The organism is Xanthomonas sp. JAI131 (assembly GCF_013410075.1).
Lineage (GTDB): Bacteria > Pseudomonadota > Gammaproteobacteria > Xanthomonadales > Xanthomonadaceae > Xanthomonas_A > Xanthomonas_A bonasiae.
The window spans coordinates 198,073-211,532 of the sequence record NZ_JACCCN010000002.1 but is presented as its reverse complement, the minus strand read 5'-3'; the positions used below and the strand labels follow the sequence as shown (position 1 = coordinate 211,532).

General features: G+C 69.5%; 11 protein-coding genes. 4 read left to right on the top strand and 7 right to left on the bottom strand.

Features of this window, described 5'->3' with window-relative positions:
• Window positions 1-80 precede the first annotated feature (80 nt).
• From HDC36_RS07730 to HDC36_RS07705, 6 genes are all read right to left on the bottom strand, one after another.
• Window positions 81-458, bottom strand: coding sequence for a hypothetical protein (locus tag HDC36_RS07730; protein WP_179566034.1), 378 nt, complete (start codon window positions 456-458; stop codon window positions 81-83).
• Window positions 459-1,005: 547 nt separating this feature from the next.
• Entirely contained in the window at window positions 1,006-1,329 is a 324-nt protein-coding gene (locus HDC36_RS07725; RefSeq protein WP_179566033.1) for a hypothetical protein, read from the bottom strand.
• 275 nt (window positions 1,330-1,604) lie between these two features.
• Complete coding sequence (locus tag HDC36_RS07720) at window positions 1,605-2,906, bottom strand: sugar MFS transporter (protein ID WP_179566031.1); 1,302 nt, start codon at window positions 2,904-2,906, stop codon at window positions 1,605-1,607.
• A gap of 278 nt (window positions 2,907-3,184) precedes the next feature.
• Window positions 3,185-3,967, bottom strand: coding sequence for a LytTR family DNA-binding domain-containing protein (locus tag HDC36_RS07715; protein WP_179566030.1), 783 nt, complete (start codon window positions 3,965-3,967; stop codon window positions 3,185-3,187).
• A complete protein-coding gene (locus HDC36_RS07710) occupies window positions 3,967-5,043 on the bottom strand; it encodes a histidine kinase (protein WP_179566028.1) in 1,077 nt (358 codons plus the stop codon). Before HDC36_RS07710 ends, HDC36_RS07715 begins: the two co-directional genes overlap by 1 nt.
• 57 nt (window positions 5,044-5,100) lie before the next feature.
• Window positions 5,101-5,982: a DUF2306 domain-containing protein gene (locus tag HDC36_RS07705; protein ID WP_179566026.1), complete on the bottom strand. Its 882-nt coding sequence runs from the start codon at window positions 5,980-5,982 to the stop codon at window positions 5,101-5,103.
• A gap of 290 nt (window positions 5,983-6,272) precedes the next feature.
• On the opposite strand from HDC36_RS07705, the gene HDC36_RS07700 reads away from it, so the two are divergent.
• Window positions 6,273-6,743, top strand: coding sequence for a cupin domain-containing protein (locus tag HDC36_RS07700; protein ID WP_179566024.1), 471 nt, complete (start codon window positions 6,273-6,275; stop codon window positions 6,741-6,743).
• A 126-nt stretch (window positions 6,744-6,869) separates the two neighbouring features.
• Here the strand turns inward: HDC36_RS07700 and HDC36_RS07695 are convergent, their stop codons facing one another.
• Window positions 6,870-7,472, bottom strand: a complete 603-nt coding sequence (locus HDC36_RS07695; RefSeq protein WP_179566022.1) for a TetR/AcrR family transcriptional regulator — start codon at window positions 7,470-7,472, stop codon at window positions 6,870-6,872.
• Window positions 7,473-7,610: 138 nt separating this feature from the next.
• Between HDC36_RS07695 and HDC36_RS07690 the strand changes: the two genes are divergently transcribed.
• From HDC36_RS07690 to adeC, 3 genes are read left to right on the top strand one after another with little or no spacing between them, the layout of a single operon-like run.
• Window positions 7,611-8,828: an efflux RND transporter periplasmic adaptor subunit gene (locus HDC36_RS07690; RefSeq protein ID WP_179566020.1), complete on the top strand. Its 1,218-nt coding sequence runs from the start codon at window positions 7,611-7,613 to the stop codon at window positions 8,826-8,828.
• 14 nt (window positions 8,829-8,842) lie between these two features.
• Complete coding sequence (locus HDC36_RS07685; protein WP_179566018.1) at window positions 8,843-11,992, top strand: efflux RND transporter permease subunit; 3,150 nt, start codon at window positions 8,843-8,845, stop codon at window positions 11,990-11,992.
• Window position 11,993: 1 nt separating this feature from the next.
• Complete coding sequence (adeC, locus tag HDC36_RS07680) at window positions 11,994-13,460, top strand: AdeC/AdeK/OprM family multidrug efflux complex outer membrane factor (RefSeq protein WP_179566016.1); 1,467 nt, start codon at window positions 11,994-11,996, stop codon at window positions 13,458-13,460.

Here is a 13,460-nt window from a genome sequence, read left to right as displayed (position 1 = left end):
TGGCGGCGGCCGAGGCCGGCACTCCGCTAGGAAGACCGGCTAGGCGTAGCCTGCGGCGCATGCCGGTGCGGCCACCGGCATCAGCCACGCTCCAGTACATCGCCGAAGCGAAGCCGTGTCCACGCTTCGGCCGCCGCCTGTGCGAGCGCAGACGAACTGCTGCTGCCCTCGGCCAGGGTGGTATCGCCGCGCGGATCGATGACTTCCCATTCCCAGGTCCGTGTTCGCTTGGGCAGCCATACCGCGAGCAGCAACGCAGGCAGTTCCGGTTTCCCGGTGCTCACGTCGCAGCGCCAGATCAGCAGGTCCGCCAGCGTGTCGCGCCGCCAGTCGGCCTCGGCTAGCGCCGTGTCGCCCGCAGCGGCATTGCGCATTGCGGCAGGGCGGGCGCGCTCCAGCGACGCGGCGAACGCGTGCGTACCGTGCGGGGTGGGACTCGGGTCGTTGGTCTTGTGCATGCTCGCTCCTTCTGTGTCCTAGAAGGCGTGCCGGGAGACCTGCGAGACCCCATCGGACACACCTGCATCGACCGGCGCTGCCGGTGGCTGGTGTCGCGGGTGCCCGATTGGCTGAGATGTCGCCGCTGATGCGGCGACGGCCGGGCTACCATCCGGCCTGCTCTCTTTCGACCGCCGCAGCGTACCCATTCCAGGGTGCCGCGACAAGCGCTTTTTCTCATTTCAAACTATTGTTTTTGAAGGAAATGTGTGAGCAATCCGGGCCTGCTGCACCTGTCCGCCAGGGCCGTTCGCGTCCGCGTTGAGGCTGTCGGCTCGGCACGCGCCGACGCGATCGCTTGCGTGCTTGCGCCGAGGGTGCGCGCCGCACGGCCGCGCAGCCAGCACGCCCGATGGAACCGCTCTCGCTGCGCGTGCGCGCGCACGCTGGCCATCGGCCTCCCTTGGCTGCGGGCGACGCGCGCCGCCGCCGCAAGAGCCGCACCATGCCGTGCAGCGGCGCGCTGCGCCGCTGCGCACTCTCCTGGACAGCGTCGCGGGGCCGAGCCTAGTGCTTGTCCTTCGATTTGGGGGGAGCGGCATCGGCGCCGGCAGCGTTGCCACGGCCGGGAGCGTCGGCGATCTTCCTGACCTCGTAGTTGCCCTCCGGCAAGGCGAATCCCTTCTTGCTGCGTGCCGACACGATGACGGTGCAGGTGACCGAGCCGTCCGGGTTGCTGGACATGCCGCCGCCGGCATGTTTGCACCACGCGTCGCAGACCGCTTCCGAGCCAGGTTGGCAGTCGACTTGCGTGCCTTTGGCGCCGGCCGGTGCGGCGAAGGTCGAGGCGGCGAACAAGAGGGTAGAGAGTGCGGCAAAGCGTGCGTCCATGGTGTCGGCTCCGGATGTAGGCGAGGTGGCAGAGGCGTGGCGCTTCTGGTTGTCTGCCACCAGGACCAACGCGCGCAACGCAGGCGAGCGGACAGCCATGCCGCGTTTGTCTACCGAACGGCGACGGCTAGGCCGCCCACGCCATTGCGGCCTGGGCGAAGAGCGGCGAGTTGTCGGCGTGGCCCCGCCGACGTAGAGCGCGATCCGGCGCAGTGCCGGATCGCTGTAGCGCGCCTGGTGGCGGTGCTCCCTGTCGGTCTCGCCGACCGTCGCAGCTAGGCGCTTGCCTGCGGCGGCGTCCTCGCGCCCCACAGCGCATAGAACAGCACGTACAACTCGCACGCGGCGGTGAGCAGGAAGGCCTGCTGCAGCCCGACGTGATCGGCCAGCCAGCCTTGCACCACCACCAGCGCGCCGCCGGCGATGGCCATGATCAGCAGGCCGGAGCCTTCCTCGGTGAGCGGGCCCAGGCCCTTGATGCCGAGGGTGAAGATGGTCGGGAACATGATCGAGTGGAACAGGCCCACCGCGATCAGCGACCACATCGCGACGTGGCCGCTGGTGAACACGGTCAGCAGCATCACCGCGAACGCGCCGATCGAGAACAGCGCCAGCACCGTTTCCGGCGCGATGCGGCGCATCAGCGCGCTGCCGGCGAAGCGGCCCACCATCATCCCGCCCCACAGCAGGAACAGATAATGCGACGCCTGTTCGTGGGTGAGGTTGCCGATGTGCGGCTGCGACACGAAATTGATGAACAGGTTGGACACGCCGATCTCGGCGATCAGGTAGATGAAGATGGCCGGGATGCCGAGCACCAGGTTGCGATGCCGCCACAGCGAATGGCTGGCGCGCTGCGCGCCAGTGGCGCGCTGAGTGGCCTGGCCGAGCGCGGGCAGCTTGAAGCGGGCGATGACCACGGCCAGCAGCACCAGCACCACGGCGACGATGAGATAGGGCAGCTGCACCGATTGCGCGTCGGCCAGGCGTTCGGCCTGGGTCAGCACCGCATCGCCCTTGGCGGTGCCCGAGGCCGAGCGGCCCAGGATCAGGTAGCCGCCGAACAGCGGCGCCAGCGTGGTGCCGACCGAGTTGAACGCCTGCACCAGATTGAGCCGCGCCGAGGCGGTGTCCGGGCTGCCGATCACCGCGACGTAGGGATTGGCCGCGACCTGCAGCAAGGTGATGCCGCTGGCGATCACGAACAGCGAGCCGAGGGTGATGCCGTACGAGACCAGGCGCGCGGCCGCGATCATGCCCAGCGCGCCCAGCGCCATGATGCCCAGGCCGATCACCAGCGCGCGCTGGTAGCCGATCCGTTCGATCAGCTTGGCCGACGGCAGCGAGGCGAAGAAGTAGGCGATGAACCACACCGACTCGATCAGCGTGGCCTGGGTGTAGCTCAGTTCGAACACGCTGCGCAGGTGCGGCAGCAGCGTGTTGTTGATGACGGTGATGAAGCCCCACATGAAGAACAGCGAGGCCAGCAGCGACAGCGCGGCGCGGTAGGACGGCGCATGGCCGGCGAACGGTGCGGAGTGCGAGAGCGGAGCCGCCGGCCCCATCGGTCCTGCCATCGTGGGTGTGTCCTCTGGGCTGTTGCGGATTCTGTGGTTGCGCAAGCCACGGGGCGCCTGCGCGCGCCGCCGCCTTCGCGCGTGCCGCTGCGTTTCGCACAGTGCGATCGAACGCGTCGTGGTGTCGGCGCAGCGCCGAGGATAGGCGGCGCACTCGGCGCGCGACCAATGATTTAAATCGCGGCGCTTATACGCTTATTGCAATGCTGCGCTGCGGCAGTCGCTGCGCATGCGCGGGAGCGGTGCCGTGCCGACAGCGTCGCGCCTCGATGCGATCGCTACATCGCGCGGAACAGCGGCAGATAGCTGCGGCTGACCGGCAGCTTCTCCCGGCGCCCGCGCAGATGGATCTGCGCGGTTTCGTTGTCGTGGCGGACCAGGTGCTCGATCGCGTGCAGGTTGACCACCACCGAGCGGTGCACTTGCAGGAAACAGGCGGGATCCAGTTGCGCGGCCAGTTCCTTGAGCGGGGTGGCGACGATCGCCTCGCAGGCCTGCGCGGCCTCGTTGCGCCAGGCCACGCAGGTGTATTTGCTGTCCGAGCGCAGGTAATCGATCGCCTCCACCGGGATCAGGCGCAGCGTGTTGCCGGCCTGCGCATGCAGCCAGCGCAGCGGCGCGCGGGGCTGCGGCGGCAACAGCTGCGCGGCCAGGCGCCGCAACTGCTCGGCGATATCGGCCGCCGGCTGCGCGGCCTGCAGCCGTTGTTGCAGGCGCTCGACCGTATCGGCCAGGCGCGCGTCCTGCACCGGCTTGACCAGATAATCCAGCGCGCCTTCGGCGAAGGCCTGCACCGCGTAGTCGTCGTACGCGGTGACGAACACGATATGCGCGCGGCGGCCGATCTGCTGCGCAGCCTGCACCCCGGACAGCCCCGGCATCTGGATGTCGAGGAAACAGATCTGCGGCTGCCGCTCCTCGAACAGGCGTACCGCGTCCCGGCCGTTGCGCGCCTCGACGGCGATCTGCAACTCCGGCCACAGGCGCGCCAATTGCCGTTTCAGCGCTTCGCGCAGCAGCGGCTCGTCGTCGGCGATCAGTGCGCTCGGCGGGGTGGGCATCACGCGTCCACCGCCAACGGGAAACCGATGTCGGCGCGCGTGCCGTGCGGCAGATGCGCCGCCACCTGCAGTTCCGCGCCGGCGCCGAAGCTGAGCGCGAGCCGGTCGCGCAAGGTGCTCAGGCCGGTGCCCAGGCCGTGCGCGCTCGCGCCGAGTCCGGCGCCGCTGTCCTCCACCCGCAGACGGCAGCGGCCGGCGTCGCGCCAGATGCGGATGACGATGCGGCCGCCGTCCTCTGCCGGATCGATGCCGTGCTTGACTGCGTTCTCCACCAAGGTCAGCAGGGTCAGGGTCGGGCAGCGGACGGCATGCAGCGACGCGTCCGTCTCGATCGCGTACTGCAGCCGATCCGGCATGCGCATGTACATCAATTCCAGATAGGCGCGGACCAGCGCCAGTTCTTCGCCCAGCGTGGTGGTCGGTTCGTGCAGCCGCGGCACCGCGGCGCGCAGGTAGGCGATCAGGCTGCGCATCAGGTCCGCTGCCTTGGGCGAGCCGATGTCGATCAGCGCCTGCACGTTGGCCAGGGTGTTGAACAGGAAATGCGGCGCGACCTGGCGCTGCAGCAGGTGCAGGCGCGCATCCAGCGCTTCGCGTTCCAGTTCGCTGCGTTCCAGCTCGAAGGCCAGCGCCTGATGGCGGGCCAGCGCGTCCTTCTGCCTGACCAGGGCGGCCAGCGCCGTCCACGGTGCGATCAGCACGCCGGTCACGGTCAGCATGAGAAAGCCGGAAAGCCGCTCCTGGTCCTGCCAGAACGGCGGCGCACCGGCCTTGGTCAGGCCGACGTAGAGCAGCAGCGTGGTCAGCGGGATGGCGAGCGCGACGCCAAGCACCTGCAGCACCCAGCGTGCCAGCCATGCAGGCAGCCGGCGCGGCCAGCGTTCGAGCGCGGCGTAGGCGAGCAGCGCCGCGGCGCCCAAGGTGAAGCTGCGGCACAGCGCCGAGAGCGTGGAATCCCAGCTCAGGCTCAGCAGCAATCCCAGCGCGCCGGAGATGACGCACACGGGCACGACGCGCGCCCAGCTCAGCAGCGCGGGCGCGCGTTGCGCTGCGGAGAGCGGAACGGTGCGGGACATGGGCGGGAGGATAACCGAGGGCGCGGCGCGATTTGCTCGGCGAGCGGCGTCATGGGCTCAGGCAGGCCGCAGCATCGGCCACCACATGCCTGCGGCGGCGGCCACGGTGCCGATCAGCGTGGCCAGGCTCATCAGCGCCAGGGTCGAGGCGGCCAGCCAGTGCAGCGCACGCCGCCGGCTGTCGCGCGCGCGCAGGTACAGTTCCAGCACCGCCAGCGGCAGCAGCGTCTGCGCGAACGCGAGCGTGGTCAGCGCCGGGCCGACGAAACGGTCCGGATCGAACCCTGCGGGGCCCTGGTTGACCGCCAGCCAGAACATCAGGCCGACCCGGAAGAACCAGACGCCGCTGACCGCCAGGAACAGCCGCAGCGCCCAGCGCCGATGCGCCGCCAGGCGGCCGCTGCGCGCACTGCGCCAGGCCATGGCCACGAAGACGGCGATCAGCAGCGCGTTGAGGCTGGTGCCCAGATGCTGCCCGAGGTCGCCGGCGGCGCCGCCGCGCACCCAGATCATCGCCAGGCCGCCCAGGCTCAACAGCATTGCGCACAGCATGTAGGCGCGCCCGTTCCAGCGATGCACGGCCGGCGCATGCCGGCGCAGCGCCGGCAGCAGTTGCGCCGCGCCGGCCAGCACGATGGCCACGGCGAGCAACAGGTGCAGGGCCAGCACCGCGTTGAACACGTGGTCGCCGGCGACGTAGCCATGCGTCAGCACCCGGTTCCAGCGCTCCGGTGTACCGGCCAGCGCGGCGCGGCCGTAGAAGCCGGCCACGTAGGCGGCGAACAGGAGCTGTCCGGCGACGGCGATGCACAGCCACAGCGCCGCGGCGCCGCGCAGCAGCCGGTTCGCGGCCGCTACCGGTCGGCATTGGCTGGACGCAGCGCGCGTGGCGGCGGTGGGAGCGGCAACGTGTGCCTGGCGGGCGGCGGTCGGGAGCATGCGAGAGGGCGCTGGGATCGAGGCGCGCAGTGTTGCTGCGCCATGCCCGCGCCGGCATGCGCCTTCCGACCGGCGACGGCTGGGTCGGATGGACGGCGCCAGGTGCCGACGAAGCGAGGCCGACCGGTCGCGTCCGGCGCTGCGGTGGTCATCGCCGATCGCGCGGCCTTGCTGCAACAACCCCGGACGATTGATGAGCGGTGCTTACGGCGGCATGTACATGGCGCGGGCTAGTGCCGCCGGCGCAGCGCGCCTACAGTCGGTACGGACGTCCATGCAAGGAGATTCCGATGAGCCTGTTCGCCACTGCCATGTCGCTGTCGATGATGGCCGCTGCGGTTCCCGATGGGGACACCAAGCCGATCAAGGTCACTCGTGCCGGCAGCACCGCCTCGGCGGTCGGTCCGGCGGCGTATTTCACCGGCACGGTGCGCATCGATGCGCCGTTCCAGGGCGAGGCGCCGGCGCGCGTCGGCGGCGCCACGGTCAGTTTCGAACCGGGCGCGCGCACGGCCTGGCACACCCATCCCTTGGGGCAGACGCTGATCGTCACCGCCGGCGTCGGCCATGTGCAGGAGTGGGGCAAGCCGGCGCAGGAGATCCGTCCCGGCGACATCGTGTGGATTCCGCCGGGGGTCAAGCACTGGCACGGCGCCAGCGCGCAGGTGGCGATGACCCACATCGCCATCGCCGAAGCGGTGGACGGTTCGCCGGTGACCTGGCTGGAGCCGGTGTCGGAGAGCCAGTATCGCAGTGCGTGAGTGGTGCAGTAGCGGGGTGCGCGATTCCGATTGACCTGTAGGAGCGGCTTCAGCCGCGACGGGCATTACCGATAGAGCCTGTCGCGGCTGAAGCCGCTCCTACAGAGGCGCCGATCGGCGCTCTCGCTACGCCCCATAGCCCCCGAAGAACACCTGCAGCGCGCGCCGCGTCGCGTCGCGCAGGTACTCCGGCGACGGATTCTTCAGCGCGCCGAACAGGCAGGGCATCAGCGTTTCCGCTTCCAGCAGCCCGGCCAGGTGGCGGGCGGCGGTGGTCGGGTCGGCGCGGCGCAGGCGGCCCTGCTCCATCTGTTCCTGCAGGAACGTGCCGAGGCGGCTCATGCCTTCGTCGGGGCCGCTTTCGAAGAACAGCAGGCCGATGTCCGAGCGGCCGGAGACGCCGATGATGGTCTGCCAGACCTGCACCGACTGTTCCGAGCACAGGAACGCCAGGGCGTCTTCGCCCAGGCGCTGCAACGCGGTCGGCAGATCGTCCTGGGTCTGCATCAGCGCGGCCAGGATCGGGTCCATGAAGCGCTCGGCGACGCTGTGCGCCACCGCCACGAACAGTTCTTCCTTGGACGGGAAATAGCCGTACAGGGTGCGTTTGGAGCTGCCGGCGCGGGTGGCGATCTGGGTCATCGAGGCGCCCTCGAAGCCGGCCTCCAGGAACACCGCGGCCGCCGCTTCGACGATCGCTTCGCGCTTGGCTTCGGTCCTGACGCGCATCGTTCTGCCATGGGGAAGGGCGCTTAAGTATACCGGGAGGGCAGAAATGGTTGACGGCGCCGGATCGCTTGAATAGTATACCGAACCGTACCGTTTAGATTCTTTCCGCCTCCCTGCGTCCCCACCCGGAGATTCCTCGTGCGTCCTGTCCTGTCCTCTCGTCTATCGCTGGCCCTGGCCGTGGCGGCCACCTCGCTGTTGAGCGCGTGCGGTTCGCCCCCGGGCGGTCCGCCGCCGCAGGAGGGCACGCCGGAGATGGGCGTGGTCACCGTCGCCACGCGGCCGGTCGCGCTGACCACCGAGTTGCCGGGGCGCACGCTGCCGTACCTGATCGCCGACGTGCGGCCGCAGGTGAACGGCATCATCCAGGTGCGCAAGTTCCGCGAAGGCGGCGAGGTCAAGGCCGGCGAGACGCTGTACCAGATCGATCCGGCCACCTATCGCGCCACCTACGACAGCTACGTGGCCGCGCTGGGCAAGGCCCAGGCCACGCTGCGCAGCGCGCGCCTCAAGGCCGAGCGCTACAGCGAACTGGTCAAGGTGTCGGCGATCAGCAAGCAGGACAACGACGACGCCGGCGCCGCGCTGGGCCAGGCCGAGGCGGACGTCGCCGCGGCCAAGGCCAACGTGGAGAGCGCACGCATCAACCTGGCCTATGCGCGGGTGGATGCGCCGATTTCCGGGCGCATCGGCAAGTCCAGCGTGACCGCCGGCGCGCTGGTCACCGCCAGCCAGTCGACCGCGCTGGCCACCATCCAGCAGCTGGATCCGATCTACGTCGACGTCACCCAGCCCAGCGCCTCGCTGCTGCGGCTCAAGCGGGCGCTGGCCAGCGGCGAACTGGAGAAGGCCGACGCCACGGCGGCCAAGGTGAACCTGCTGCTGGAAGACGGCAGCCCGTATCCGCTGCAGGGGCGGCTGGAGTTCTCCGACGTCACCGTCGACCAGAACACCGGCTCGATCACCGTGCGCGCGGTGTTCCCCAATCCGAACGCGGATCTGTTGCCCGGCATGTACGTGCGCGCGGTGCTGCAGGAAGGCGTGAAGGACGATGCAGTGCTGGTGCCGCAGCAGGCGGTCTCGCGCAACGGCGCGGGCAAGCCGACCGCGTACGTGGTCGGCAGCGACCACAAGCTGCAGCTGCGCGTGCTGGAGACCGATCGTGCGGTCGGCGACCAATGGCTGGTGCGCAGCGGGCTCAAGCCCGGCGAGCAGCTGGTGGTCGATGGCCAGTCGCGGGCGCGCCCGGGGGTGACGGTCAAGACCGTGCCGTGGCAGCCGAAGGCCGCCACGGCCGCCTCCGGCGCGGCCCCTGCAGCCGCATCCGCCGCGGCCGCGCCGCGCGCGGCGAACTGAGGCGCTAGACCGTCATGGCACGCTTCTTCATCGACCGTCCGATCTTCGCCTGGGTGCTGGCCATCATCGTGATGCTGGCCGGCATCCTCTCCGTCGTCACCCTGCCCATCGCGCAATACCCCAGCATCGCGCCGCCCGCCGTGGCGATCACCGCCAACTATCCCGGCGCCTCGGCCAAGACCCTCGAGGACACCGTCACCCAGGTCATCGAGCAGAAGATGAAGGGCCTGGACCACCTGAGCTACATGGCCTCCACCAGCGAGTCCAGCGGCCAGGTCACCATCACCCTGACCTTCGACAACGGCACCGACCCGGACACCGCGCAGGTGCAGGTGCAGAACAAGCTGTCGCTGGCCACGCCGTTGCTGCCGCAGGAGGTGCAGCAGCAGGGCGTGACCGTGACCAAGTCGGCGACCAACTTCCTCAACGTGCTGGCCTTCACTTCCGAAGACGGCAGCATGAGCGATTCGGACCTGTCCGATTACGTGGCCGCCAACGTGCAGGAAGCGATCAGCCGCGTCGAAGGCGTCGGCGACACCACCCTGTTCGGTTCGCAGTATTCGATGCGGATCTGGCTGGACCCCAACAAGCTGAGCAACTTCAGCCTGACCCCGCTGGACGTGAAGACCGCGGTGCAGGCGCAGAACGCGCAGGTCTCGGCCGGTCAGCTCGGCGCGCTGCCGGCGGCGCCCAACCAGCAGCTCAACGCCACCATCACCGCGCAGACGCGGCTGAAGACCGCCGCCGAGTTCGAGGACATCCTGCTGCGCACCCAGTCCGACGGTTCGCAGGTGCGGTTGCGCGACGTGGCCCGGATCGAACTGGGCAGCGAGAGCTACAACAGCGTCGGTCGTTACAACGGCAAGCCGGCCGCCGGCCTGGCGATCAAGCTCGCCACCGGCGCCAACGCGCTGGACACGGTCAAGGCGATCGACGCCAGCATGGCCGAGCAGGAGAAGTTCTTCCCGCCGGGCATGAAGGTGCAAAAGCCATACGACACCACGCCGTTCGTGCGCATCTCGATCGAAGAGGTGGTGCGCACGCTGATCGAGGCGGTGGTGCTGGTGTTCCTGGTGATGTACCTGTTCCTGCAGAACTTCCGCGCCACGCTGATCCCGACCATCGCCGTGCCGGTGGTGCTGCTGGGCACCTTCGGCGTACTGGCCGTGTTCGGCTACACCATCAACACGCTGACCATGTTCGCGATGGTGCTGGCGATCGGCCTGCTGGTGGACGACGCCATCGTGGTGGTGGAGAACGTCGAGCGGGTGATGAGCGAGGAGCACTTGCCGCCGAAGGAAGCCACGCGCAAGTCGATGGGGCAGATCACCGGCGCGCTGGTCGGCGTGGCCCTGGTGCTGGCCGCGGTGTTCGTGCCGATGGCGTTCTTCGGCGGCTCCACCGGCGTGATCTACCGGCAGTTCTCGATCACCATCGTCGCGGCGATGACGCTGTCGGTGCTGGTGGCGATGGTGCTGACCCCGGCGCTGTGCGCGACCCTGCTCAAGCCGGCCAAGCAGCACGGCATGGCCACCACCGGTTTCTTCGGCTGGTTCAACCGCGTGTTCGATCGCGGCAACGGCCGCTATCAGGGCGCGGTGCGGCACATGCTGGGCAAGGGCTGGCGCTACATGATCGCCTACGCGGTGGTGCTGGCGCTGGTGGTGGTCGGCTTCATGAAGCTGCCGGTCGGGTTCCTGCCGGACGAGGACCAGGGCACGCTGTTCGTGCTGGTGCAGTTGCCGCCAGGCGCCACCGCGGCGCGCACCGACACGGTGCTGCGCCAGGTCGAGCAGCATTTCCTGGTCGATCAGAAGGACTCGGTCGCCGGCCTGTTCACGGTGTCGGGCTTCAGCTTCGCCGGTAGCGGGCAGAACCTGGGCCTGGCCTTCGTCAAGCTGCGGCCCTGGGACGAGCGCACCGGCAAGGGCCAGAGCGTGACCGAGGTGGCGGCCAAGGCCGGCAAGTACTTCGCCGGCATCCGCGACGCCAAGGTGTTCGCGTTCGCGCCGCCGGCGGTGTCGGAACTGGGCAATGCGACTGGCTTCGACCTGATGCTGCAGGACCGCGCCAACCTCGGCCACGACGCGCTGATGCAGGCGCGCAACCAGTTGCTGGCCGAGCTGTCGCAGGACAAGCGGCTGGTCGCGGTGCGCCCGAACGGGCAGGAGGACACGCCCGAGTTCAAGCTGGAGATCGATCCGCACAAGGCGGAGACGCTGGGCCTGTCGATCTCCGACATCAACGGCACGTTCTCCAGCGCCTGGGGCAGCACCTACGTCAACGACTTCATCGACAAGGGCCGGGTCAAGAAGGTGATGCTGCAGGCCGATGCGCCGTATCGCATGCTGCCGGAGGACATCGACCGCTGGTACGTGCGCAACAGCGCCGGCACCATGGTCGCGTTCAATTCCTTCGCCAAGGCCAGCTGGACCACCGGTTCGCCGCGGCTGGAACGCTACAACAGCGTGCCGTCGGTGGAGATCCTGGGCATGGCGCTGCCCGGCGCAGCGTCCAGCGGCGAAGCCCTGGCCATCGTCGAGGCGGCGGCGGCCAAGCTGCCGCCGGGCATCGGCTTCGAGTGGACCGGGCTGTCGCGTCAGGAGAAGGCGTCCAGCGGCCAGACCGGCATGCTGTATGGGCTGTCGATCCTGATCGTGTTCCTGTGTCTTGCCGCGCTGTACGAAAGCTGGGCGATTCCGTTCGCGGTGATCCTGGTGGTGCCGCTGGGTGTGTTCGGCGCGCTGCTCGGCGCGGTGCTGACCTGGAAGATGAACGATGTCTACTTCCAGGTCGGTCTGCTGACCACGATCGGCCTGGCCTGCAAGAACGCGATCCTGATCGTGGAATTCGCCCGCGAGCTGCACGAGGGCGGCAAGAGCCTGCTGGAGGCGGCGCTGGAGGCGGCGCGCATGCGCCTGCGGCCGATCCTGATGACCTCGCTGGCGTTCATCCTCGGCGTGGTGCCGCTGGTCTTGGGCAGCGGCGCCGGTGCCGGCGCGCAGCATGCGCTGGGCACCGCGGTGATCGGCGGCATGCTGTCGGGCACGGTCCTGGCGATCTTCTTCGTGCCGCTGTTCTTCGTGCTGGTGTGCGGCCTGTTCAAGCGCCGCGCCCATACCCCCGACGATCCGTCCGCCGCGCGCGTCGCGGAAGGAGCCTGACATGTCCCGTTCGATCCTGACCCCGCTGGCGCTGGCGGTATCCACGTTGCTCGCCGGCTGCAGCCTGATGCCGGCCTACGAGCGCCCGGCGGCGCCGGTGCCGGCGCAATTCGACGGCGCCGCCGCCGATGCCGGCGCGCAGACCGGCGCCGTCCCCGTCGCCGACATCGGCTGGCGCGCCGTGTTCACCGATCCCAAGCTGCAGCAGGTGATCGAGCTGGCGCTGGACAACAACCGCGACCTGCGCGTGGCCGCGCTCAATATCGACCAGGCCTGGGCGCAGTACCGCGTGCAGCGCGCCGATCTGGCGCCGGGCGTGGACCTGGGCGGCAGCGGCAACGGTTCGCGCACCCCGGGCGATCTGTCCGGCACCGGGCAACCGCTGGTGGCGCACAGCTACAGCGCCACGCTCGGCATCAGCGCCTACGAACTGGACCTGTTCGGCCGCGTGCGCAGCCTCAAGGAACAGGCGCTGCAGCAGTTCCTGTCCACCACCGAGGCGCAGCGCAGCACCCACATCAGCTTGGTCGCGCAGGTCGCCACGGCCTATCTCACCCTGGCCGCCGACCAGGATCTGCTGCGCCTGGCGCAGGACACGCTGACCAGCCAGAGCGAGAGCTACCGGCTGCAGCAGCGCAGTTTCGACCTCGGCGCGGCCTCGGCGCTGACCCTGCGCCAGGCGCAGACCACGGTGGAAAGCGCGCGGGTGGACGTGGAGCGCTACACCGCGCAGGTGGCGCAGGATCGCAATGCGCTGCGCCTGCTGGCCGGCACCGAGGTGCCGAGCGAACTGCTGCCGATCGCGCTGCCGGACAGCGCCAGCGCCGACGCCAACGTGTTGGCCGGCATCCCGGCCGGATTGCCGTCGGAACTGCTGCAGCGCCGCCCGGACATCCTGGAGGCCGAGCGCACACTGCAGGCGGCCAACGCCAACATCGGCGCGGCGCGCGCCGCGTTCTATCCGAGCATCAGCCTGACCGCCTCGGCCGGCAGCGCCAGCGCCGGCCTGTCCGGCCTGTTCAAGGGCGGCTCGGGCAGTTGGAGCTTCGCGCCCAGCATCTCGCTGCCGATCTTCGACGGCGGCCGCAACCGCGCCAATCTCGACGTCGCCAAGGTGCAGCGCGACATCGACGTGGCCAACTACGAGAAGGCGATCCAGACCGCGTTCCGCGAGGTCTCCGACGCGCTCGCCGAGCGCAACACGCTGGGCCGCCAGCTGCAGGCGCAACAGGCGCTGGTGGACGCGTCCGCCGACAGCTACCGGCTGTCGCAGGCGCGTTTCGAGCGCGGCGTGGACAGCTACCTCGGCGCGCTGGATGCGCAGCGCACGCTGTACGGCGCCGAGCAGACTCTGATCAGCACGCGGCTGTCGCGCTTCACCAACCTGGTGACCTTCTACAAGGCGCTGGGCGGCGGCTGGGTGGAGATGGCCGCGTCCGCGGACGCGACGGCCTCGACGGGACGCTAG

What these genes read in the sequence shown, in the direction of transcription:
- HDC36_RS07730 (WP_179566034.1), bottom strand. Translation starts at nt 458, where the DNA reads ATGCACAAGACCAACGACCCGAGTCCCACCCCGCACGGTACGCACGCG.
- HDC36_RS07725 (WP_179566033.1), bottom strand. Translation starts at nt 1,329, where the DNA reads ATGGACGCACGCTTTGCCGCACTCTCTACCCTCTTGTTCGCCGCCTCG.
- HDC36_RS07720 (WP_179566031.1), bottom strand. Translation starts at nt 2,906, where the DNA reads ATGGCAGGACCGATGGGGCCGGCGGCTCCGCTCTCGCACTCCGCACCG.
- HDC36_RS07715 (WP_179566030.1), bottom strand. Translation starts at nt 3,967, where the DNA reads ATGCCCACCCCGCCGAGCGCACTGATCGCCGACGACGAGCCGCTGCTG.
- HDC36_RS07710 (WP_179566028.1), bottom strand. Translation starts at nt 5,043, where the DNA reads ATGTCCCGCACCGTTCCGCTCTCCGCAGCGCAACGCGCGCCCGCGCTG.
- HDC36_RS07705 (WP_179566026.1), bottom strand. Translation starts at nt 5,982, where the DNA reads ATGCTCCCGACCGCCGCCCGCCAGGCACACGTTGCCGCTCCCACCGCC.
- HDC36_RS07700 (WP_179566024.1), top strand. Translation starts at nt 6,273, where the DNA reads ATGAGCCTGTTCGCCACTGCCATGTCGCTGTCGATGATGGCCGCTGCG.
- HDC36_RS07695 (WP_179566022.1), bottom strand. Translation starts at nt 7,472, where the DNA reads ATGCGCGTCAGGACCGAAGCCAAGCGCGAAGCGATCGTCGAAGCGGCG.
- HDC36_RS07685 (WP_179566018.1), top strand. Translation starts at nt 8,843, where the DNA reads ATGGCACGCTTCTTCATCGACCGTCCGATCTTCGCCTGGGTGCTGGCC.
- adeC (WP_179566016.1), top strand. Translation starts at nt 11,994, where the DNA reads ATGTCCCGTTCGATCCTGACCCCGCTGGCGCTGGCGGTATCCACGTTG.